This window comes from Natronorubrum halophilum (assembly GCF_003670115.1).
Classification (GTDB): Archaea; Halobacteriota; Halobacteria; order Halobacteriales; family Natrialbaceae; genus Natronorubrum; species Natronorubrum halophilum.
This window is the reverse complement of the sequence record NZ_QQTY01000001.1, coordinates 208,254-229,745: the sequence shown is the minus strand read 5'-3', so window position 1 is coordinate 229,745 and position 21,492 is coordinate 208,254. Positions and strand designations below refer to the sequence as shown.

General features: G+C 63.2%; 20 protein-coding genes. 13 read left to right on the top strand and 7 right to left on the bottom strand.

Annotated features, from left to right (window positions below; all coding sequences use genetic code 11):
* Positions 1-7: 7 nt before the first annotated feature.
* From DWB23_RS01080 to aspS, 3 genes are all read left to right on the top strand, one after another.
* Positions 8-301, top strand: coding sequence for an antitoxin VapB family protein (locus tag DWB23_RS01080; RefSeq protein ID WP_238717319.1), 294 nt, complete (start codon positions 8-10; stop codon positions 299-301).
* Complete coding sequence (locus tag DWB23_RS01075; protein ID WP_121740964.1) at positions 302-673, top strand: type II toxin-antitoxin system VapC family toxin; 372 nt, start codon at positions 302-304, stop codon at positions 671-673.
* A gap of 64 nt (positions 674-737) precedes the next feature.
* Positions 738-2,042 carry an aspartate--tRNA(Asn) ligase gene (gene aspS / locus DWB23_RS01070; protein WP_121740963.1) on the top strand — a complete coding sequence of 435 codons (1,305 nt, stop codon included), beginning with the start codon at positions 738-740 and terminating at the stop codon, positions 2,040-2,042.
* A gap of 215 nt (positions 2,043-2,257) precedes the next feature.
* On the opposite strand, the gene DWB23_RS01065 is transcribed toward aspS, so the two are convergent.
* Positions 2,258-3,121, bottom strand: a complete 864-nt coding sequence (locus tag DWB23_RS01065; protein WP_121740962.1) for a lipase/acyltransferase domain-containing protein — start codon at positions 3,119-3,121, stop codon at positions 2,258-2,260.
* A gap of 250 nt (positions 3,122-3,371) precedes the next feature.
* On the opposite strand from DWB23_RS01065, the gene DWB23_RS01060 reads away from it, so the two are divergent.
* The 3 genes from DWB23_RS01060 to DWB23_RS01050 all read left to right on the top strand — a co-directional run bounded on the left by DWB23_RS01060 (position 3,372) and on the right by DWB23_RS01050 (position 8,189).
* Entirely contained in the window at positions 3,372-4,205 is an 834-nt protein-coding gene (locus DWB23_RS01060) for a pantoate kinase (protein WP_121740961.1), read from the top strand.
* A gap of 326 nt (positions 4,206-4,531) precedes the next feature.
* Positions 4,532-7,429 (top strand): DUF1508 domain-containing protein, encoded by a 2,898-nt coding sequence (locus DWB23_RS01055; protein WP_121740960.1) that lies wholly within the window; start codon positions 4,532-4,534, stop codon positions 7,427-7,429.
* Positions 7,430-7,541: 112 nt separating this feature from the next.
* The gene (locus DWB23_RS01050) at positions 7,542-8,189 is read left to right on the top strand and encodes a helix-turn-helix domain-containing protein (protein WP_121740959.1); all 648 of its coding nucleotides are present in this window, start codon (positions 7,542-7,544) and stop codon (positions 8,187-8,189) included.
* A gap of 455 nt (positions 8,190-8,644) precedes the next feature.
* On the opposite strand, the gene DWB23_RS01045 is transcribed toward DWB23_RS01050, so the two are convergent.
* Positions 8,645-9,343 (bottom strand): class I SAM-dependent methyltransferase, encoded by a 699-nt coding sequence (locus DWB23_RS01045; protein WP_121740958.1) that lies wholly within the window; start codon positions 9,341-9,343, stop codon positions 8,645-8,647.
* A gap of 174 nt (positions 9,344-9,517) precedes the next feature.
* Between DWB23_RS01045 and DWB23_RS01040 the strand changes: the two genes are divergently transcribed.
* From DWB23_RS01040 to DWB23_RS01030, 3 genes are all read left to right on the top strand, one after another.
* Positions 9,518-10,294 (top strand): 4-phosphopantoate--beta-alanine ligase, encoded by a 777-nt coding sequence (locus tag DWB23_RS01040; protein ID WP_121740957.1) that lies wholly within the window; start codon positions 9,518-9,520, stop codon positions 10,292-10,294.
* Between the two features lie 323 nt (positions 10,295-10,617).
* On the top strand, positions 10,618-10,869 hold the full coding sequence (locus DWB23_RS01035) for a hypothetical protein (RefSeq protein WP_121740956.1): 252 nt from the start codon (positions 10,618-10,620) through the stop codon (positions 10,867-10,869).
* Between the two features lie 63 nt (positions 10,870-10,932).
* Positions 10,933-12,027 (top strand): PAS domain-containing sensor histidine kinase, encoded by a 1,095-nt coding sequence (locus DWB23_RS01030; RefSeq protein ID WP_121740955.1) that lies wholly within the window; start codon positions 10,933-10,935, stop codon positions 12,025-12,027.
* Positions 12,028-12,098: 71 nt separating this feature from the next.
* Here DWB23_RS01030 and DWB23_RS01025 read toward each other — a convergent pair whose 3' ends face one another.
* Positions 12,099-12,755 carry a hypothetical protein gene (locus DWB23_RS01025; RefSeq protein WP_121740954.1) on the bottom strand — a complete coding sequence of 219 codons (657 nt, stop codon included), beginning with the start codon at positions 12,753-12,755 and terminating at the stop codon, positions 12,099-12,101.
* A 119-nt stretch (positions 12,756-12,874) separates the two neighbouring features.
* On the opposite strand from DWB23_RS01025, the gene DWB23_RS01020 reads away from it, so the two are divergent.
* Complete coding sequence (locus DWB23_RS01020) at positions 12,875-13,855, top strand: tyrosine--tRNA ligase (RefSeq protein WP_121740953.1); 981 nt, start codon at positions 12,875-12,877, stop codon at positions 13,853-13,855.
* 72 nt (positions 13,856-13,927) lie between these two features.
* Here DWB23_RS01020 and DWB23_RS01015 read toward each other — a convergent pair whose 3' ends face one another.
* Positions 13,928-14,344: a VOC family protein gene (locus tag DWB23_RS01015; protein WP_121740952.1), complete on the bottom strand. Its 417-nt coding sequence runs from the start codon at positions 14,342-14,344 to the stop codon at positions 13,928-13,930.
* A gap of 377 nt (positions 14,345-14,721) precedes the next feature.
* Here DWB23_RS01015 and DWB23_RS01010 point away from each other — a divergent pair, with 377 nt between their 5' ends.
* Positions 14,722-15,828, top strand: coding sequence for a phosphotransferase family protein (locus DWB23_RS01010; RefSeq protein WP_121740951.1), 1,107 nt, complete (start codon positions 14,722-14,724; stop codon positions 15,826-15,828).
* Positions 15,829-15,878: 50 nt separating this feature from the next.
* On the opposite strand, the gene DWB23_RS01005 is transcribed toward DWB23_RS01010, so the two are convergent.
* A complete protein-coding gene (locus DWB23_RS01005; protein ID WP_162989718.1) occupies positions 15,879-16,973 on the bottom strand; it encodes a PAS domain-containing sensor histidine kinase in 1,095 nt (364 codons plus the stop codon).
* 365 nt (positions 16,974-17,338) lie between these two features.
* Here DWB23_RS01005 and DWB23_RS01000 point away from each other — a divergent pair, with 365 nt between their 5' ends.
* Positions 17,339-19,297: a 3-hydroxyacyl-CoA dehydrogenase/enoyl-CoA hydratase family protein gene (locus tag DWB23_RS01000; RefSeq protein ID WP_121740949.1), complete on the top strand. Its 1,959-nt coding sequence runs from the start codon at positions 17,339-17,341 to the stop codon at positions 19,295-19,297.
* A 1-nt stretch (position 19,298) separates the two neighbouring features.
* Entirely contained in the window at positions 19,299-19,766 is a 468-nt protein-coding gene (locus DWB23_RS00995) for a PaaI family thioesterase (protein ID WP_121740948.1), read from the top strand.
* Positions 19,767-19,832: 66 nt separating this feature from the next.
* On the opposite strand, the gene DWB23_RS22785 is transcribed toward DWB23_RS00995, so the two are convergent.
* Both DWB23_RS22785 and DWB23_RS00985 read right to left on the bottom strand, forming a co-directional pair.
* Positions 19,833-20,357, bottom strand: a complete 525-nt coding sequence (locus DWB23_RS22785; RefSeq protein ID WP_137288507.1) for a winged helix-turn-helix domain-containing protein — start codon at positions 20,355-20,357, stop codon at positions 19,833-19,835.
* Positions 20,358-20,396: 39 nt separating this feature from the next.
* Positions 20,397-21,248, bottom strand: a complete 852-nt coding sequence (locus DWB23_RS00985) for an alpha/beta fold hydrolase (RefSeq protein WP_121740947.1) — start codon at positions 21,246-21,248, stop codon at positions 20,397-20,399.
* Positions 21,249-21,492 lie beyond the last annotated feature (244 nt).

The following is a 21,492-nucleotide window of genomic DNA, read 5'->3' as shown; positions in this document are numbered from 1 at the left end:
TGGCAACGTGCGAAAAACACATATACACAGGATGAATAATGTAGATACACAGATGGGGAGCAAGACGGTGAGCATCAAGGACGAAACGTATCGGCGGCTCAGCAGGAAAAAACGGGACGACGAAAGCTTTAGTGATGCAATCGACCGCCTGCTCGCCGAAGACGACACGAACCCGCTTCGAGAGTTGATTGGGCTCGTCGACGAAGACGAACTCGAAACTGTTCGGAACCGGTCGGATAAGTTTCGTGCAGATGTGGACGACCGGTTCAATGAAACCGAACGATCCAGCGAGGACCGGTAAATGGTTTTACTGGACAGCTGTTTCCTTATTGACCTCTTCGCAGAAGACGCTGCTGCAATCGCGAAACTAGACGAGTTCGGCTGGCGCGAAGCATCGATTTCTACGCTCTCCGTTTCAGAAGTGGGGTTCGGACTGTCGGACGGCGATCGAGAACGGTTCGAGACGATCGTTCAGCGAGTAGACGTCCTTCCGTATGGACTCGCGGAGTCGCAACGAGCGATGGCAGAGCAGCATCTCCTCCGAAAACAAGGTGCACAGATCGGCGCTATCGATGTGATGATCGCGGCGACAGCAGTCGAGGCGAACAAATCCGTTGTCACCAGAAACATCGATGAATTTCAACGGACACGCGCCTCGGTAACACCCTACTGACCACCGTGATTGCTCCCGGCCGCGAAAGATTGCGCTTAAGTTCCGCGTGCGTGAACCGGGTGGTATGCAGAACAGAATTCATACTGCCGACGCCGAGCCGGGCGACGACGCGACGGTCGCCGGCTGGGTTCACGAAACTCGCGACCTCGGCGGCATCGCTTTCCTGATCCTCCGAGACAGCTCGGGCAAGATCCAGATCAAATTCGAGAAAGACGAGATGGACGACGACCTCGTCGAAACCGGCCTCGACGTCTCTCGAGAGAGCGTTATCAAGGTCTCCGGCACAGTCGAAGAGGAACCGCGCGCGCCGACGGGCGTCGAGATCACGCCCGACTCGCTCGAGGTCGTCGCGCCAGCCGATCCCGAACTCCCCCTCGATCCCTCGGGCAAGGTCGACGCCGAGCTTTCGACGCGACTCGACAACCGCACGCTCGACCTCCGCAAGGAGGAGGTTCAGGCGGTCTTCGAGATTCGCGCCGAGATCCTCCGCGCCGTCCGCGAGCAGTTCCGCGCGTTCGACTGCACGGAGATCAACACGCCGAAGATCGTCGCCACGGGGACCGAGGGCGGCACCGAACTCTTCCCGATCACGTACTTCGGCGAGGAGGCCTTCATGAACCAGTCGCCACAGCTGTTCAAGCAGCTGATCGCCGGCTCGAACGTCGAGCGCGTCTTCGAGATCGGACCGATCTTCCGCGCCGAAGAGCACAACACGCCGCGACACCTCAACGAAGCGACCTCGATCGACTTCGAGGGCGCGTTCTGCGACGAAAGCGACGCGATGGACGTCGTCGAGGGCGTCGTCACGGCCGCATACGAGGCAGTCGCCGAGAACTGCAGCGACGAACTCGAGACCCTCGGCCTCGAGGAGGAGTTCGGACTCCCGGATGAGGCGTTCCCGCGTATTAGCTACGAGGACGCCCTCGAGCGAATCAACGCGACAGGCGAACTCGACGAGCAACTCGTCTGGGGCGACGACCTGTCGACGGAAGCCGAGAAGGCGCTCGGACAGGACGTCGGCGGACACTACTTCATCACCGATTGGCCGAGCGAGATCAAGCCGTTCTACATCAAAGACCACGACGACGACGAGCAGCTTTCGACGGGCTTCGACCTGATGCACCCACGGATGGAACTGGTCTCCGGCGGTCAGCGCGAACACCGCCACGAGAAGCTCATCGAAGGCTTCGAACAGCAGGGACTCGATCCCGACCAGTTCGAGTACTACACGAAGATGTTCAAGTACGGCATGCCGCCCCACGCCGGCTTCGGACTCGGCGGCGAGCGTCTGGTCATGACGATTCTCGGCCTGGACAACATTCGGGAAGCAGTTCTGTTCCCGAGAGACCGACAGCGACTCTCGCCGTAGGCGAGGTCGCTGTTCGTCGATCGGGAGCAGGGAGGAGCTTTGCTCCGACCGTGTTCCCTCGGGATCGCCAGCGTTTGTCGCCGTAAGCGACGAACCTGGGAGCCAGCAAGACGCTCACGCTGTTCGCGTCTTGCCGGATCGTCAGCGTCTATCACCGTAGGCGATAGGCCTGAACGGATCCGTGTCGCTGCGTCGTTCGTTTCCGGTGCTCGTACTTACCACCAGCCGCCGTCGTCGACGTCGACGCCGGCCGCTTCGGCGAGGTCGGCACCGACCGCGGCGTCGCCCAGATACCCCAGGTGGCTGCCGACGCTATCGGTTACGTCGACGTCCGTGTAATTGTCCGCCGTCTCACCCGGACAGCCCGCCCCGTCGGTACCGAGCGCAGCGCCGAAGAATCCGCCGTACGCCGATCCGACGGTCGAGTCGTTCTCGGAGTGGTAGTTTCGGACTTCGTCTGCGTTGTTCGCGATACCGTCGTACCACTCGCCGGGAGAGAGACCGCCACCACAGACCATATCGCCGTCGGCAGCCGCACCGATCGGTGCGACGGTCTCGACTTCGTACGAGTCGTCGATGTGGGTGACGGTCTCGAGGACGACGCGGCCGCCCAGCGAGTGGCCGACGAGGCGGACGTTCCCGCCGCCATCGTCGTAGAACTCCTCGAGCATCTCGGCGAGCTCTTCGCCGACGTCCTCGGTCTCGCTCTCCGCGGCCGGGAAGTTGATCGTCGTGGCGTCCCACTGGATGGCGACGTACTCGTCCGCCTCGTAGCCGACGTCTTCCATCGAGGTCGCGACGTCCGCCGCTTGGCTCGCGACCGTCGTGTCGCCGAACCAGCCGTGGGCGAAGATGAACACTTCGTCGCCGACGGGAATCGACGGCGTCGGACCGATACCGAAGACGCTGTCGCCGACCTCGAGCACTTCGATCTCGTAGCTCGAGACGGCGGTGGCCGACCCGGACGACGCAGCCAGTCCCGCAGTGCCGACGATTGCGGCTCCGGTTCCTTTCAGCATCGTCCGCCGGTTTGCAGTGATCGATTCCTCGGTTTCGTGCGGCGTGTCGTTGTCTGTCATCGACACTATTCTAATATCTCGTATAAGCCATCATTTTACTTGCTCAGTAACGAATTTATTTATATAGTGTTGGCCATGGTTGTTAACTCATGCCGGCATAATAAATTACACAGATAATTAGAACAGGGAATTTTGAACAAGATGTTTGGATAAAACAGGGAAGTTAATTCCATCAGTAATAGTGGCGTGGATGCCGGTATCTCGAGATCGAATCTTCACTGTTATATCATCCGAGTCGTAAGACCTGCCAATGCGCGAGGAGGCGACGGCGTTCGTTCCGGGACACATCACGGGCTTTTTCAGTGCACATCCAGCTGACGATCCGACGAAAGCGGGCTCTCGCGGTGCCGGATTGACGCTCACCGACGGCGTCGACGTAACGGTCGAACCCACCGACGACGCGGAGTCGACGATCGTCTTGGACGGCGAGGAACTCCAGATCGATCCCGTCGATACCGTCCTCGAGACACTCGAGGTATCGGCTCGCGTCGAAGCCGAGTCGGCCCTCCCGCTCGGCTCCGGCTTCGGCGTCTCGGGAGCGATGGCGCTCGGAACGGCGCTCGCGGCCAATCACGTGTTCGAGCGAAAGCTCTCGAAAAACGAGGTCGTGACGATCGCCCACGGTGCCGAAGTACGGGCGGGAACCGGACTGGGAGACGTGGTCGCACAGGCCTGTGGCGGTATCCCGATTCGACTCGAACCCGGCGGGCCGCAGGAGAACAAACTCGATGCGATACCCGAGCGGGCGCGCGTAGAGTACGTTTCGTTCGGCGAGCTCTCCACGGCTGACGTGCTCTCGGGCGAGACGGACCAGCTATCGGCTGCCGGAGCGCAGGCGCTTTCCCGCGTCGTCAAGGAACCGACGCTGCTCTCCTTTATGTACGCCTCCCGGTTATTCGCTCGCGAAGCGGAGCTGTTGACCGAGCAGGTGGCGCGGACGATCGGCGACGTGACGGAGGCCGACGGTCAGGCCTCGATGGCCATGCTCGGCGAGACCGTCTTCGCGCTCGGCACGGGATTATCCGACGCCGGCTACGAGCCGGCGGTTTGTGCGACGCATCCGGCGGGCGCGATGTTGCGGTGAGTTCTCCCCTCACCGTTCCCGTCTTCTTCTGAAAACGATCGGTTTCGGATCACCGGGCTGCGTGACACGGAACGATCAACGCCGATCGCCTCACACGGCCGGACGTTCACACACTATTAGAGTATCACTCCATCTCGATTCAGACGGTGTGCAACATCTTCACAGGGACGATGCCGGTACCGTCCGAAATCGGGCGTCTCGAGACAAATTGAACCCGCCGACTACGCCGTATCGGTCGGTCGTGTGACTCTGAGAATATGTCTACCTCCGTATCAATGGCCGGAGCTTTATTATGATGGGTTTCAGTTATCCGGTTAAGTTTACGAATGTCTTCGGCAACTGAAATTCACCAAAAACTGTTTCGCCTGTACGAACACTACGTCGGTGAACCCGACTCGAGCAAGGACGTCTACGGCTACTGGCTGTTCATCTTCGGCTACGTCCTCGGTGCCGCCGGGGTGTTTACCTTCGTTGCCGGCTACGCGGGGAGCGGGGGGAGTGCGGACTTCTATACCCTGACCAGGGTATCGGGGGTTGCAGCAGCAACGGGTCTCGCGTTCTGTCTGTTCGGAATCGTCCTCATGCTTCCGGTCCGTCGGATCGGAATTTACGCGAGTATTTTCGGATTACTCGTTGCACTCGGCGGCGTCGTCTTTTTCGGCTGGGCGTATCCCTACAACTGGCGAGAGCTCGGAACCGACTACAGCGTGCAGGTGATCACCGTCTACACGCTCGGCGTCGGAATTATCGCGGGCGTTACCGCCCTGGTCCCCGTTCTCACCGGCCAGAAGGGCATGTTCGTCGAGGAGGAAGGCGCGACCGACGATCCGGCTATCCTGACCGGCGACGCGATGGAGAGCGCCCAGTTCGCCGTCTTCCGGGACGAGAACGGCGACTGGAAGTGGCACGTTCTACATCTCGAGGCGCTCGCCGCGAGCAACGAGAGTGCGGTTACGCGGCCCGACGCGACCGAGGGCATCGAACGCGTTCAATCCCAGATCAGCTCCGCCGGATTGATGGAGCTGACCACCTCCGCGTTCAGACTCTACGAGGCTCGCGACGGCACGTGGCAGTGGACGCTCGCACGCGACGACGGCAGCGTCGTCGGCTCGAGCACCGGCGAATTTGGCCAGCGCGACGAGGCCGAAAACTCAGTGAGCTTCCTGAAGGATCGCGGCCCCGACGCGGACGTCATCGAGATCGAGGGGGCCGCGTTCACCTACGCCGAGAAACGTGACCAGTGGTACTGGCAACTGGTCGACGACGATCGGACCCCGCTGGCTTCGAGCGAGACGGGTCACCGGACCCAGGAGGAGGCCGAGAACGCCGCCCAGACGTTCGCCCAGCGCTTCGATCGCGCACGCGTACTCGACATCGGGCACGTCGGCGTCGAACTCGTCGAGCAACTCGACGGCTGGACGTGGCGGTTCGTCGACGACGGAGACGACGTCGTCGCCAGCTGTTCGGACACGTTCGAGACCCGGCGCGATGCCGAGGAAGCCGCCGAAGCACTGTTGCCCGCACTCGAGTCGGCGTCGGTGACCGTGGCCGGCGAGCCGACGTACGAACTGTACCAGTCGGGCGAACAGTGGCGCTGGCGGCTCGTCGACGAGAGCGAGCACGTCGTCGCTCGGAATCCGAGCGATGTGACGACCCGGAACGCCGTCGAAGCCGGTACCAAGCAGTTCCGCGAGAACGCACTCGAGGCCGACATCATCGAGATCGAGGACGCGGAGTACGAAGTCTATCCGGCGGATGATGCGACGGCGACCGGGGAGGACGACGACCTCCCGGCGACGGTCGACGATCCCGCGGCGAAACCCGACGGCGGGACCGAACTGGCGTACGAAGCCGACGCCGGCCCCGACTGGCACTGGCGACTCGTCACGGACGACCGCGAGATCGTCGCCGGGAGCACCGAACCGCATCCCGACGCCGAGACGGCGTCGGACGCGATCCGGCGAGTTCGCGAACAGGCCAGCGAGGCCGAACTCATCGAGTTCGAGCACGCGGCGTTCCAGGTTTACGAGGCCGATTCCGGCGAGTGGCGCTGGCGGCTCATCGACGAGGACGGCAACGTGCTCGCCGACAGCGGTCAGGAGCACACCTCCCGCGGGGAGGCCGCCGAAGCGATGATGACGCTGAAAGAGCAAGCGCCCGACGCCGAACTCCTGGAGATCGAAACCGCGGCGTTCGAACTGTTCGTCAACGAGGACGACGAGTGGGGCTGGCGACTCATCGACGAGGCCGGCAAACTCGTCGCCGAAGACCCAGCTACACATCCGACCCGCGGTGCCGCACGGCAGGCGATGGACCGACTTCTCGAGCACCTGGATTCCAATATCCGGACCATGGACCGAGCGGTGTTCCAGACGTACGCGGCGGCGGACTGGCACTGGCGATTCGTGCTCCCGTCGGGCGAGATCGTCGCGGAAGACGACGAGGCCTACCCGACCCGGGACGAACTCGTCGACAGCCTGGACGACGTCCGAGAGTCCGCTGCGTCGGCACGCGGTCACACGATCGGTGACGTTGCCGTACAGCTGTACGACAGCGGCGGTTGGCACTGGCGACTGCTCGATCGCGACCGCGAGGAGCTCGCCGATTCGACCGTCTCCTACGGGAATCGCGACGAGGCGATGGACGGTGCCAAAACCCTGCAAACGCACGTCGCCGACGCACCGATCTTCGCGATCGAGGACGCGGTGATTCGCCTGTCCGACAGCGACGGCTGGACGTGGGAGCTCATCGACCGCGACCGCGACGTGAGCGCAAGCGCGGTCGGGTCCGTCTCGTCCAAGGCAGCCGTAATGGACGAGATCGAGGACATCCGTCAACTCGCGCCGATGGCGGGTCGCGTCGACTTCGACGTCGCCTCGTTCGAACTGGTCGCAAACGACGAGGATCGCTGGCGCTGGCGGCTCATCGACGAGGACGGTCGCACGATCGCCAGCGGCACCGAAACCCATCCCTCGAGCGAGGCCGCACGCGAGGCGCTCGAGAACGTTCGGTCGCTGATCGAGGAGGCGAGCATCCTCGAGATCGACAGCATCTCCTTCGAACTGCACACCGCCGACGACGGCTGGGTGTGGCGGCTGGTCGACGAGTACGGCTCGACGATGGCAGAGAGTACCCAGACCTACGAGAACCGAACGGAGGCCCGCGAGGCGATGAACGACGTGAAGGCTCACGCGCCCGACGGCTGGATCACCTTCACCGAGTAGCGACCGGATCGAACGCGGCCGCAAACGATTTTTCGACGTCCCGTCGCTCCGCTGTGCGGGTCGCCGGCCGACACCTGTCGGTATTTTACCGTTCCGTCCGTATCGTCGACCGATGAAGTCGGTGCGCATCGAACTCGAGTACGGCCCGGAGGCGATTCCGCCGATACACGCCGGGATCTGCGACTCGCCGGATATCGACCGGGAGATCATCGTCGGCGGGCAGACGGTGGACGGCGTCGAAACGATCACGTCGTTCGTCTACGGCGACCCCGAGGCCTACGAGTCGCTGTTGTGCGACCTCGAGAGGGTCCTCGAGTACGAGATCACGCCGTCTGACGACGGATTCTTTCTGTACCTTCGCCGGGATCTCGGACCGGAAGGGATGTCGCTGTTGGACGCGCTCGCACAGGAGACCGTGGTGGTCGTGCCGCCGATCGAGATCCGTTCCGACCGAACGATCCGGCTGACCGTCGTCGGCCACCCGCCAGCGCTCACCGCCGTCGTGGACGAGGTTCCCGACGGGGTGGGACTGGACGTCCGCTGGGTCAGTCAGGACGTCGCGATCACCGACACGGCAGTGTCAGATCGACAGGCGACCGCACTGCAGGCCGCCTGGGACGTCGGGTTCTACGAGGTTCCGCGCGAGGGCGGTATCGAAGCGGTCGCCGACGAACTCGAGTGTGCCGTCTCGACGGCGTCGGAACTGGTCCGTCGCGGCGAGGCGAACGCCGTAGCGCGAGTTCTGGATAACGGCCCGTAGGGTTCGGTAATCGACTGGCTGCTGTCTTCTCTGTCCTCTCGTCTCGGATACGGTTTCGAAAGCCCTCAGCGGGCTCGCGGCCGCTGCGGCGGATAGCGCCACCGCAGCGACGCTCTTTCAGCGCGAGCCCGCGTCGCCCTTTCAGTCCGCCAGGGCCGGCCGCACTCCCGGCCACGTGGCGCGCGCTGACGGTGTGCCGAGCAGTTGCGAGGCGTGCCGGCGAGGTCGTCGCGAGCGGTAGCGAGCGCAGCGAGCGAGTCGGCTGGGGAGGACGAGCCAACGGGTGGACTGAAAGGGGCGGGGACTTTCGAGGTGGTGTTGCCACGTTCTCTCTGTATTCCACCATCTATCAGAAGATGATACTAAGACAAACCGACTGGTGACGCCGCAGCCTGTACGTACCGGAGAGGTGGGTGCCATATCGACCGCTACAGAGTTCGACAGAGCCGGTTCGGTCAGTCCGCGTCGCGTTTCTCACAGACGACGGCGTACGTGGTGCCGTGCGTGTAGGTGTCGACGACTTCACTCTCGTCGAAGACGGCTTCGAGCGACGCCACGACGTCCCCGTCCGGATTCCAGTTCGCGTACCAGCGCAGGAAGCGCCGGACGAACGGATTCAGGACTCGAGCGGGACCATCCGGAAACGGTCTGACGTCGAACACGACGAACGTCGAGTCGGGGACCAACGACCGGTAGACGGTTTCGACCGCCCGAGGGATATCGGGCATGACGGAGAGCGAGAGCGTCGCGAGCGCCGCATCGAACGGCTCGTCGAACGTGGCCGTCGTCGCGTCGGCGCGCCGAACCTCAACGTTCTCCCAGCCGTGGGCGTCGATCCGCTCCCGCGCGTTCGCGATCATCGCCGGGCTGTAGTCGACGGCGACGAGTTCGCCGGACTCGTCGACGTCGTCGCGGATCCGCTCGAGATTGACGCCCGGACCGCAGCCGATCTCCAGCACGCGGTCGCCCGGTTGGAGGGCCAATCGGTCGATGGCCGCCTCCCGCATCGGTTCGAAGTCCCGCTCGCTCATGCCGTACCAGTCGCTCCACCGATCCCAGACGGTTCGACTGCGCTCGAGGTGTTCGTCGTACGCTCCGTCGTGCGAACCGGACGTTTCGCATGCGGGATCGCGATCCCGGCGTTCAGTCGCCATACTCACGCTTGGACGGACGCGAGCGAATATACTCGCGCGAAGCATATCGCGTCTTTATACCGAGATCGATAGCGGATCGATTCGTCCGACCGTGACCGGAGCGACCCGCGGTATCCGGCCACCGTTCGCCGACCGATCGGGTCGCTTTTTATCGGTCGAATCCAGTGATCGACCGTGACCGATTACGACACCGTCTCCGCCGACGTCGAGCACGAAGAGGAGATTCCGGAGGACCACCCCAGATACCAGGACCTGCTCACGCGCCACCGGATCGAGACGGGCGTCGAGAAGGGGATTACGCACTTACAGGGGATGCACGCCGAAGGGCGGGGTAGCGCGTTCGACTACCTGCTGGGCGAGGAGACGATTCCCAGCGCCGACGCGGCCGAACGGGCCGCAGCGGCTCACCTCCTGTTGGCCGACCGTCCCGTCCTCTCGATCAACGGCAACGTCGCGGCGCTGGTCCCCGGCGAGATGGCCGAACTGGCCGCGGCGACCGGTGCGGATCTCGAGGTCAACCTCTTCAATCGCACCCCGGAACGGATCGAGGCCATCGCCGAACACCTCCGCGAGCACGGCGCGGCGACTGTCAAGGGACTCGAGGCCGACGCCCGAATCCCGAACCTGGATCACCAGCGGGGAAAGGTCGACGAAGACGGGATCTACGCCGCTGACGTCGTCCTCGTCCCGCTCGAGGACGGCGACCGTGCGGAAGCCCTCGACGAGATGGGCAAGACCGAGATCGTGATCGATCTGAACCCGCTCTCGCGCTCGCCACGGGTCGCGGACGTGCCGATCGTCGACAACATCATTCGTGCGGTGCCCAACATCACCGAACACGCCCGCGATCTCGCCGACGCGGACGAAGACGAACTTCGAGAAATCATCGACGATTTCGACCGGGAACGAGCGCTCGAGGAAGCTGAAGAGCGGATTCGAAACGGGTTCTGAACTGGACCGTGCGAGCCGTAGTGAGCGGAGATGCGTCTCGATGGGCGTTCAGTGACAGGACGTAGTGCCGTCAAAACAGTTATCCGACTGTCCAGTAAGGAGAGAGTAATGTCGTCTCCGCCCCGGTCCCTGCTGATCGCTACTGCCGTCTATCTCGGCGCGGTCATCCTCGTCGGCTTCCCCGCTATCGCGCTCCTCTCGAGTGCGTTCGGGTCGGCGCTCGGGGCCCTCGGCTGGGGGCAAGGTCTCGGATCAGGGGATCCCTGCTCGTCCTCGTCGCGTCGTTCTTCCTCGGCCTTCAACTCGCCGCCGAAGTTGCCGCATTGCAACTCGGCGGCGCGGAGGCGCTCCAGCGGGGGTCCCCGCGGCTCGCACTCGTCCGCCACCTCGGATTCGCAGCAGTCGCCTGCATCGGTCTCGCGTTCATCACCCGGCTCGCACTCTCGGCTGCGCTGGGCGGGTACGGATCCCCGATCGTCGTTCTCGGTCTCCTCGTCGCCATCACCGCCGTCGCCGTCCTCTACCGGAGTTCCGGTGCGTTTCTCGCCGGGTTCCGTTCGGACGAGCAGACGTAACGACTGGACGGGGTTTCGACGAACGGGAACAACGTTTTCTCCGTCGGCCAACTGAGATCGTTCATGGATTCCCGGGAGCCAGCGACTCTCGTTCCCGCAGCCGTCGACACACTCCCGATCAACTTTGCGATCCTCGACGGCGAGGGAACGATCCTGCATACGAACCGCGCGTGGCAGGAGTTCGGAGAAGCGAACGATATCGAACTTCGACCGGATACGATCGGCACCAACTATCTCGATATCACCGCCCAGGCGGAGACGGAGACCGCACGGACTGCCGCCGTCGGATTAGCTGAGATTCTCGCGGGCGAACGGGAGCTATTCGAATTCGAATATCCGTGCCACTCCCCCGACGAGCAACGGTGGTTCCTCATGCGGGCGGCCCCGTTCACCGACGGCGATCGAAGATACGTCGCCGTCGCACACTTCGACATCACCGAGCGTCACGAGTACCAGCGTCGGCTGGAGGCGTCCAACGAGCGCCTCGAACAGTTCGCCTACGCCGTCTCCCACGACTTACAGGAGCCACTCCGAATGATCACGAGCTACCTGCAACTGCTCGAGTACCGGTATACCGACGAACTCGACGAGGACGCCGACGATTTCATCGAGTTCGCGGTCGACGGTGCCGAGCGGATGGAGGCGATGATCGAGGGACTCCTCAGCTACTCTCGGATCGATACACAGGGAAATTCTATCGGTTCAGTCGATCTCGAGGCAGTGCTTGACGACGTACTGATCGATCTCGAGATGCGGATCGAGGAGGCCGACGCCGAAATTACCAGCGAGTCGTTGCCAACCGTCGCGGGAGACGCCAGCCAACTTCGCCAACTGTTCCAGAATCTGGTGGATAACGCCATCGAGTACAGCGGCGAGGGGCCGCCTCGAGTGGCGATTTCCGCAACGCGCGAGGGCGACGAGTGGCTGATCTCGGTCAGCGACGAGGGAATCGGCATCGACTCGGCGGACGAAGACCGGGTTTTCGAGGTGTTCGAGCGACTTCACAGCCACGAGGAACACGCCGGAACCGGGATCGGCCTCGCGCTGTGCCGGCGGATCGTCGAACGCCACGACGGCGAGATCTGGGTCGATTCCGATTCGGGTGACGGGACGACCTTCTCGTTTACGCTCCCTGCTGTACGCAGTCGTACTGACTGAAACGCTACTGGCCGTTCGGGTCCGTCCCCGGACGCGCTGAGCAGCAAAACGGCACGATCGTCTGTCTCCCGTTACGACCGGTCGACGATCCGCGGGGAGACGGCGTTCCGTTCGCCTTCTCGATCGATCTCGAGGGAGCCGCCACCATCGACGAACGGGAGTCGCGACCTGAGTCCCGCGATCGCCTCCTCGACCCGGTAGTACGAGACCGAGAGGTACTCGCTCGCCGTTCGCGACAGCGAGTCGTCGATCTCGTAGTCGATCCCGTCGGAGCCGTTGAGACACTCCTCGTCGTAGTTGACGAGCCAGCGACGGGCCAACTCGACCCCCTTCTCGGCGTCGTAGCCGCGGGCGACGTAGTGTTTGTATGGATGGCGGATCCACGAACACTCCCAGTGGGCGTAGACGTCGACTTTGTCGGCGTTTTCGACCTCGTGGAGCACGATGTGCAGTTGCATGTCGGCCAGTGGCGACGCTCGCCAGACCCACGATCCCTCGGAGGTGTTGCCGTCCGTCCGGACCTTCAGCGACGCGATCGGGTTTCGCGAGAAGCCGAGTTCCTCGAGAATCTCCTCGATGGTCGCCTCGGTGCAGTTGGTCGTCAGCGCGTACTCGTCGGCCGTGGTGTGGCTGACGGCGTAGCCGTCGAAGCGCCCCTGCAGCAGATAGTGAATTTGGGGAAGGAAGCTGCGGCGGACGGCGTTGACGAAGTCCTCTGAGTAACCCATGGAATCGGGGGAGCTAGGCGAGCCAGCGAGAAGAGCGTTGGGCAAGCATTTCCACCGGATCCGTCTACCCGGCGAGATCCTTTCATCGGGTATAAATTCTTCCTCCGATTTCCTCACGTATGGACGCTTACGACCTGATCACGCGAAACGCCGAGGAGGTCGTCACCGACGAGGAAGTACGCGCACTCGCCGACGATCCGGCGGACAAGCGCGTCTACGTCGGATACGAGCCCTCCGGCGTGCTCCATCTCGGCCATCTGCTGACGGCGAACAAACTCATCGATCTCCAGGAGGCGGGCATGGAGGTCGTCGTCTTGCTGGCGGACGTTCACGCCTACCTCAACGGGAAGGGGACGTTCGAGGAGATCCGCGAGACGGCCGAACAGATGAAAGCCCAGTTCGTCGCCTACGGGCTCGACGAGGAGAACACCGAGTTCGTCTACGGCTCGGAGTTCCAACTCGACGAGGACTACACGCTCGACTTACACGAACTCGAGCTCTCGACGACGCTCAACCGCGCCCAGCGCGCGATGGCCGAGATCCAGGGCGGCGAGACCGCGAAGGTGAGCCACGTCGTCTACCCGCTCATGCAGTGTCTGGATATCGAGTACCTCGACCTCGACCTCGCCGTCGGTGGCCTCGATCAGCGCAAGGTCCACATGCTCGCCCGCGAGGAGCTACCGGAACTCGGCTACGACGTCCGACCGGCCCTCCACACCCCCATCGTCGCTGACCTCACGAGCGGCGAGGGCAAGATGTCCTCGAGCGAGGGCGTCACCATCTCGATGGAGGACTCGACCGAGGAACTCGAGGAGAAGGTCAACTCCGCGTTCTGCCCGCCGACGCGGGATCCCGAGGGCGACCTCGAGAACCCCGTCCTCGAACTCTTCGAGTACCACGTCTTCCCGCGTTTCGAGGAGATCGTCGTCGAACGGCCCGACAAGTACGGCGGCGACCTCACCTACGAGGACTACGAGGATCTGGCCGACGACCTCGAGTCCGGCGAACTCCACCCCGCCGACGCGAAGGGGACGCTCGCGAGCTACCTCGACGAACTGATCGCGCCGGGTCGGGAGAAACTGCGCGAGCTGCGGAACTGAGGGCCTGCGGAATCGATCACCGGGAACCTTCGCCGAGACGGCGAAGCTCGAGTAACCGGGTGTCGCGGGCGATTACTCTTCGAACTCCGGGTTCCAAACGACCTCCCACAGGTGCTCGTCGGGGTCTTTGAAGTGGCCCGAGTATCCGCCCCATTCACGGTCGCGCGGGGGGTCGGTGATCTCCGCCCCTGCGTTTTCCGCCGTCTCGATCACGTCGTCAACTGCCTCCTTCGACGCGACGTTGTGGCCGAAGGTGAACTCGGCGGAACTCGTTGCAGTTTCGTCGACGTTCGCGTCTTCTGCAATCTGTGCTTTCGGGTAGAGGGCCAGTCGTAAGCCGTCGTGTAACGGGAAAAACGCTACAGCTCCGCCTTCGAACTCGGTGCCGACGATGCCTTCCGTCGGCCAGCCCAGTCCGTCACGGTAAAAGCCGAGTGATGTTTCGAGGTCGTCGACGCCGGCCGTGATGACGGTGATTCGCGGTTCCATGGGTGTGGTCCGATTGACGGTGCTTCCGTGCCCGTAGCGTAACTATACGGGGGAGCGAAATATAACGCACCTCATCGATGTGCGAACGACCCAGCGGATGAGCGATCCACTCCGTTCGATGATTCTCGCCGCTGCGTTCACAACAAGTTCTGGAGTGGTAGCAGATCGATACTCGCGGAAAAGACGGTTGGTTTACAAGAAACTGTTTGCGGAGGTTTCGTCCCAGAGAGCACAACGATGGAAAATCAGAACGGTACAAAACTATTTTCGTTAAGCATAGATGTAATGGTACTGTACACCATCGTATCGAACACGGACCAGCGTTCGAGAGGCGACGCTACGGTCGTCCGATCGGACGGCGGTTTCACTACCCACCTATGAGCGAGAACTACTACGAACGCCTCGTCGACGAGGATGCCCTTGTCGCGCATCTCGAGGATCACCTCGGAGCAGTCGACGACTACGAGATCGAGCGTCATCAGGAAGGTCACTCGAACGAAACGCTGTTCGTTAGCTGGGGCGGACGGGAACTGGTCATCCGCCGGCCGCCACCGGGAGAGACCGCCGATACCGCCCACGACGTGCTACGGGAGCATCGAGTGACCGCGGCGCTGGCTGACACCGACGTTCCCGTCCCAGAGACGGTGCTCGCCTGTGACGACCACGACGTCATCGGCAGCGACTTCTACGTCATGGAGCGACTCGAGGGCGACGTCCTCCGGGAGGGCGAACCCGAGCGATTCGCCGCCCCCGAACACCGCGAGAAAATCGGCGAGGAACTCGTCGACACGCTCGCGAAGATCCACGACGTCGACTACGAGGCGGTCGGGCTGGGAGAGTTCGGCCGCCCCGCCGGCTACACGCAGCGCCAGGTCGACCGCTGGGGCAAACAGCTCTCGTGGGCGTTCGAGGTCACCGAGGACGAGCGCGAGGTGCCCGTCCTCCGCGAGGTCGGCGACTGGCTTCAGGAGACCGTCCCCGAGGATCACCCCCACGCGCTCGTCCACGGCGATTACAAACTCGACAACGTGATGTTCGGCCCGAGCGGGGGACGCGAGTCCCCGAACGGGCGAGCGGGCGACGGCCGCGAGCAGCCGCCGGAGCTCATCGCCGTCTTCGACTGGGAGATGGCCACGCTCGGCGATCCGCGTGCGGACCTGGGCTGGATGCTCTCTTACTGGCGCGACGCGAAAGACCCCGAGCCGTCGATTCCCGAACTCACCACCCGGTTCATGGAACGGGAGGGCTATTCCTCACGGACCGAACTCGTCGCCCGCTGGGAGGACCGCACCGGTCTCGAGTTCGAACACGAGCGCTTCTACCGCGCTCTCGCCGTCTACAAACTGGCCGGCCTCGGCGAGATGTTCTACCGACGCTATCTCGAGGGCAACAGCGACAACCCGATGTATCCGAAGATGGAGGACCGAGTGCCGGCGCTGGCCGACCGCGCAAAGCGGATCATCGACGGCGACGAACCGCTGTAGGAGGACGCCGATTCAGAGTCCCGTTTTCGGCCGCGACGAACGGGGACGTGTTAGGCGTTCGTGGTGACGTTCGTGACCTCGAGACGGACGCCGTCGGTTTCCGAGTCCGTAATGCGAACGTTCCAGCCGTGGGCGTCGACGATCTCCTTGATGATCAAGAGGCCGTAGCCGGTTCCTTTCTCGGAGGTCGAGTAGCCGGCCTCGAACACCTGTTCGTGTTCGGATTCGGGGATGCCGACCCCGTCATCGGCGACGTAAAACCCGTTCGCCTCCTCGAGCGGTCCGACCCGGACCGTAACGTCCTGGGAACCGTGTTCGACACTGTCGTCGGCTACGGGCCGACTGCCGGTCGAACCGTGTTCGATCGCGTTCCGAAACGCGTTCTCGAACAGTTGCCCGACGAGACTCCGATCGGCCTCGATCGCGCCGAGATCGTCCATCGTCTCGAGGTGGCCCCGATCTTCGTCCACGATCAGCCACGCCTCTTTAGCCGCCGCCTCGAGATCGACGGTTTCGGTCGTTTCAGCCGCTTTTCCGATCCGAGAGAGCGTCAGGACGTCCGTGATGATCTCCTCGATTCGGGTGAGCGCCTGGTCGACTACGTCGAGGTACTTGTGACTGTATTTGTCCGTGGCGAGGTCGAGGTAGCCCTTCGCGGTGGTCAGGGGGTTGCGAAGGTCGTGAGAGAGAATGTTGGCGAACCGTTCGAGTCGTTCGTTCTGTCGCTCGAGTTCGAGTTCGGTGCGTTTTCGCTCCGTGATGTCGATCGTCACGCCGACCACCTGCGGCGTATCACCGGGGGCACTGGGGAGCGGGAACACGCGGGTCTCAACCCATCGAACGTCGCCGTCGGGCTTGATGACGCGATGCTCCATCTGCTTGGCGTCTCCGGTTTCGATGCGGCCGTCTCGATCCGCCATCATGTCCATGACCGGGGCGCGATCGTCGGGGTGGGTGGCCTCGATAACAACGAACATATCCTCGAGTACGTCTTCGACGGGACGGCCGTAGATATCCTCGAAGGCGGTGCTCATGGAATCGAATCCGGATGCGTCTCCCGACCAGACGGCGACGCTATCGAACTGATCGATGAACTCGTGAAAATCAGCGCGCTCCGTCAATTGCTGCTCGAATGCCCGGGTCATGTTTCCCATATTGTCTCCGTATTGAGATAACGGTGTTGGGCGATAATATCTCGTAGAGTCGTTACAAACCTCGAATTTAGCGAAATGGATACTGTCCTGTCACTTGATACTACACCGTACTCGTTCGTTGGACCGTATTTGTCGTAGTGGGCGATGCCGATCGGGCTAATCCGACGGACGAAGCCGAGTACACTGAAACATCGAGTCATCTTGGTTGTCGTTCCCAACAATACACTCGAGCGACCGTTACCGAAGTTCACACCAACCCCGAATAGGCGTACGAGCGGTACAACCGAGAACGAAGTGCTTAACATTGCTAAACTGGCGTCGGTGGTATTAAGACGGTCCCGGTAGACCACACGACCATGTCACTAGAAACCATCGACCGCGTCGCCGTGCTGGGCGCGGGGAACATGGGTCACGGGATCACCGAGGTAACCGCGATGGGCGGCTACGATGTTACGATGCGCGACATCAAAGACGAGTTCGTCGGAGACGGCTACGAGTCGATCGAGTGGAGCCTCGAGAAACTCGCGGAGAAGGACCTGATCGACGAATCCGCCGAGGACGTCCTCGACCGGATCGACGTCACCACCGACCTCGAGGAAGCCGTCGCCGACGCCGATCTCGTCATCGAGGCCGCACCCGAGAACCTCGACCTGAAACACGACATCTTCGGCGACCTCGAGGAGTACTGCGACGAGGAGACGCTGCTCGCGACGAACACCTCGAGCCTTCCCATTTCGGACATCGCGGAGGCCGTCGACACGCCCGAACGCGTACTCGGCCTGCACTTTTTCAACCCGCCGGTCAAGATGGACTTGGTCGAGGTCATCTACGGCGAGGAGACGAGCGACGAGGCGGCCGAAGCCGGCTACGAGTGGGTCGAATCGATCGGCAAGACGCCGATCTACGTCCGCAAGGACGTCCGCGGCTTCGTCGTCAACACCATCGTCGGCCCCTTCGGCGGCGAACCCGCCTGGATGGTCTCGGAGGGCGAGGCGACGATCGAACAGGCCGACGCGACCATGGCCCACGAACGGGGCTACCCGATGGGGCCGTTCGAACTCGCCGATCTGACCGGCATCGACGTCGGCTACCACGTCCGGAAAGAGGGCGGGACCAAAGTTCCGCCCATCATCGAGGAGAAGGTCGAGGCCGAAGAACTCGGCCAGAAGACCGGGAAGGGGTACTACGATTACGAAGACGGCAACGGCGCGGATTACACGCCCGACGATGCGGGGGAGTTCGACTGGCTGCGCGTCGAAGCCCGCATGATCAACCGCGCGGCGTTCCTCGTCGGCGACGACGTCGCCACGCCCGAGGAGGTCGACACCGGCGTCCAACTGGGGCTGGGCTTCCCCGAAGGCATCTGCCGACGCGCGGACAAGATCGGTCTCGACGCGGTCCTCGAGAAACTCGAGACGCTCTCCGAGGAGACCGGCTCCGACCGCTTCGAGCCACACCCGTACCTCGAGGAACTCGTCGAAGCGGGCAAGACCGGCGAGGAAGCCGGCGTCGGCTTCTACGAGTACGACGGCGACGAGGGCGGACTCGACTCCTATCACGACCTCAACGTCTCCCTCGAAGACGGCGTGCTGCGAGTCGAACTCGACCGACCGTCCCGTATGAACGCCCTCTCGGGCGACCTGCTCGCCGAAATCGACGACCTGTTCTCGTCGGTCGACACCGACGAGGTTCGGTGTGCGACGATCGAGGGTGCGGGCGACCGCGCGTTCAGCGCCGGCGCGGACATCTCCGGCTTCAGCGGCGTCGAACCCACCGACCTGATGGACGTCACGCCCGCCTTCGAGACGGTCAACGACTTCCCGCGGCCGGTCCTCGCGAAAGTCGACGGCTACTGTCTCGGTGCCGGGCTCGAACTCGCACTCGCCTGCGATCTGCGGATCGCGACGGAGCGCTCGGCGTTCGGCGCTCCCGAGATCAACCTCGGCCTGATCCCCGGCGGCGGCGGCACCCAGCGACTCCTCCGCGTCCTCGGCGAGACCCGCGCGAAGGAACTGGTCTTCCGCGGCGAACACATCGACGCCGACCGCGCCGAAGACTGGGGCCTGATCAACCGTGCTGTCGAGCGTGACGACTTCGACGAGACCGTCGACGAATTCGTCGACGACCTTCGTAACGGCCCGCCGATCGCCCTCGAGATCGCCAAGAAAGTCATGAACGAAGGCGAGGACGCGAGCCTCGAGGCCGCGCTGACCATAGAGAGCCAGGGATTCGGCCTTCTGACGAGCACGGACGACGTGCTCGAGGGAACCGCGGCCTTCGCCGAGGACCGAGAGCCGGAGTTCGAAGGCGAGTAAGATGGTATCGGAACCGGATGCGTCGACCGACTGGCCCGAGTGGACGACGTTCGTGGACCGTCACGGCTACCTCTCGTGGCTCGATCTCGAGGTCGCCCACCTCGAGGATGGCCGTGCGGTCATCGCGATCGAGCGCAGCGAGGAGTTCGAGAATCCGGTCGGCAACGACGGCTACGATCCGGTTCACGGCGGCATCGTCGCGACCTTGATCGATACCTCGAGCGCCTTTGCGCTTCGGACCACGTTCGACGACCCGGCCGCCGCTCGGCTGACGACGACGGATCTCAACGTCTCGTACCTCCGGCCGGCGACGGGTGATCTCCGCGCCGAAGCGGAGGTCGTTCGGGCCGGCGGAACGACCGGCGTTACTGAGGTCAGCGTCGTCGGGGCCGACGGCGAGGCAGCCGTCGGCCGCACCACCTACCGGCTGTTTCGGACGGGCGGTGCGGACGACGATACCGGGACGTAGCCGGCTCATTGCCGGCGTCTCTCCGGCACAGTTCCGATCGCTCGAGCGTCGGTACCGAACGCGGGGCTACTCGGTTTGTTCGTCCCGCAGATCCTCGTAGATTCGCGGATCGGTCTGGAACTTCAGGACGTTGTGGACCGCCGAGTTGCGGATGTTCGCGATGACGCTGCCGTGTTCCTTGTAACAGTCGTGGATCCACCTCGAGATCCGCTGGCGGTCTCGAAACATCATGACGGTCTTCCACTGGTACTCCCCGTCCGAGAGGAAGAAAAACAGGGTGTGTTTGTCTCCCTTGATGTACTCCATCGTCTCTCGCCAGTTGTCGGCGAAGTGTTCGGTGTTGAACTTGAACTCGAACAGCGCGAACGTGTAGTACTCCTCGTTGGGGATGATCGCCTCCCGAAAGACGCCCTCGTCGCGCATTCGCCTGATCGATTCGCTGACGGTCACGTGCGAGACGTCGATGTCGTACTCGGATTTGAGAACGCCCGTCAACTCCCGCGAGGAAAGCTGTGGATCGTTCGACAGCTCGCACAGAATCGCGATATCGCGATCCTTGAAGTCCCAGTTCGGTGATTTATCGGTAGTCATGGTCTCGTCTCTCTCTGTGGTTCAGTGGTTTGCATCTGTTTATTCTAGAAATTCGAGCAGCCGATCGCTGTAGACGCCCGGTCGGTCCTCGGGGACCCAGTGGTAGGCGTCCGATAGCGGGGCGAGTTCGGCTTCGGAAACGTCGTCCGCCAACCGCTCGGCGTACCGATACGGCTGCATGACGTCGTCTTCGCCCCACAGCAACAACGTCTCCGCGGCGATCGATTCGTAGTCGAGTTCGGTCGTGTGGTTCGTGTTCGTCGCAACCGCGTTCCGGACGAGCGAGACGTGGCCCTCGTCGGTCAGCCACGGCGCTTTCATTCCCTCGACGAACTCGGGATCGGCCTCGCCGAACGCACCGTCGACGAACGCCGACTCGAGGCGCGCCTCGAGTTCCGATCGCTCGAGAGCGGCGGTCTTCGGAAGCCCGAGGGTCGAAATGAACTCCACCGGCCACGAGTCGTAACAGACGGCGTTCGAAAGGACGAGTTGTTCGACGGACTCGGGGTTGTGCGCGGCGTATCGCAGGGCGATGCCGCCGCCGATATCGTGGGCGACGAGCGCGATCGTCTCGCACCCGAGGTCTTCGAGGAGCGCCTCGAGAAGCCGCTCTTGGGCGCGGATCGACCGATCGAACCCGTCGTGCATCGCGGAGTTGCCGTAGCCCAGCAGGTCGGGCGCGATGGTCCGATGCTCTTCGGCGACCGGGGGAACGATGTCCCGCCAGAGGAACGACCAGGTCGGAATGCCGTGCAGGAAGACGACCGGCGGGTCGCCGCCGGCGTCGTCATCGTCGGGACCCGCTTCGTGATAGGCGACCTCGAGGTCGTGACCGTCGACGATGACCGCCGTGCTCGACTGTTGGTTGCTCCAGGTGTCGTGGCTGACCATCTAGGCACCTCCGTCCGCGTTCCGGACGGCCGATGACCGATCGGCGTTCCTCTCACCGGATTGCAGAGCGGTCGTTCGTCGAGAGAGGCGTCCGATCGCACGGTCGCGACGCGGTTCCGGATCGCGGTAATCAGTGAGCACCCACTGCGGTTCCACCCGAGCCATGCCTCGGATTTAGTTTCCAATGTAAAGTCTGTTTGGGAAGGTGTTCCGAGCGGCGAGGGAGTACCGAGACGATTCCTCG

Bases quoted from the DNA above. Each gene is read 5' to 3' on its own strand.
- DWB23_RS01060 (WP_121740961.1), top strand. From the start codon at position 3,372: ATGCGCGAGGAGGCGACGGCGTTCGTTCCGGGACACATCACGGGCTTT.
- DWB23_RS01075 (WP_121740964.1), top strand. From the start codon at position 302: ATGGTTTTACTGGACAGCTGTTTCCTTATTGACCTCTTCGCAGAAGAC.
- DWB23_RS01020 (WP_121740953.1), top strand. From the start codon at position 12,875: ATGGACGCTTACGACCTGATCACGCGAAACGCCGAGGAGGTCGTCACC.
- DWB23_RS01030 (WP_121740955.1), top strand. From the start codon at position 10,933: ATGGATTCCCGGGAGCCAGCGACTCTCGTTCCCGCAGCCGTCGACACA.
- DWB23_RS01055 (WP_121740960.1), top strand. From the start codon at position 4,532: ATGTCTTCGGCAACTGAAATTCACCAAAAACTGTTTCGCCTGTACGAA.
- DWB23_RS01050 (WP_121740959.1), top strand. From the start codon at position 7,542: ATGAAGTCGGTGCGCATCGAACTCGAGTACGGCCCGGAGGCGATTCCG.
- DWB23_RS01015 (WP_121740952.1), bottom strand. From the start codon at position 14,344: ATGGAACCGCGAATCACCGTCATCACGGCCGGCGTCGACGACCTCGAA.
- DWB23_RS01045 (WP_121740958.1), bottom strand. From the start codon at position 9,343: ATGGCGACTGAACGCCGGGATCGCGATCCCGCATGCGAAACGTCCGGT.
- DWB23_RS22785 (WP_137288507.1), bottom strand. From the start codon at position 20,357: ATGACTACCGATAAATCACCGAACTGGGACTTCAAGGATCGCGATATC.
- aspS (WP_121740963.1), top strand. From the start codon at position 738: ATGCAGAACAGAATTCATACTGCCGACGCCGAGCCGGGCGACGACGCG.
- DWB23_RS01000 (WP_121740949.1), top strand. From the start codon at position 17,339: ATGTCACTAGAAACCATCGACCGCGTCGCCGTGCTGGGCGCGGGGAAC.
- DWB23_RS00995 (WP_121740948.1), top strand. From the start codon at position 19,299: ATGGTATCGGAACCGGATGCGTCGACCGACTGGCCCGAGTGGACGACG.
- DWB23_RS01010 (WP_121740951.1), top strand. From the start codon at position 14,722: ATGAGCGAGAACTACTACGAACGCCTCGTCGACGAGGATGCCCTTGTC.
- DWB23_RS01005 (WP_162989718.1), bottom strand. From the start codon at position 16,973: ATGACCCGGGCATTCGAGCAGCAATTGACGGAGCGCGCTGATTTTCAC.
- DWB23_RS00985 (WP_121740947.1), bottom strand. From the start codon at position 21,248: ATGGTCAGCCACGACACCTGGAGCAACCAACAGTCGAGCACGGCGGTC.
- DWB23_RS01065 (WP_121740962.1), bottom strand. From the start codon at position 3,121: ATGACAGACAACGACACGCCGCACGAAACCGAGGAATCGATCACTGCA.
- DWB23_RS01025 (WP_121740954.1), bottom strand. From the start codon at position 12,755: ATGGGTTACTCAGAGGACTTCGTCAACGCCGTCCGCCGCAGCTTCCTT.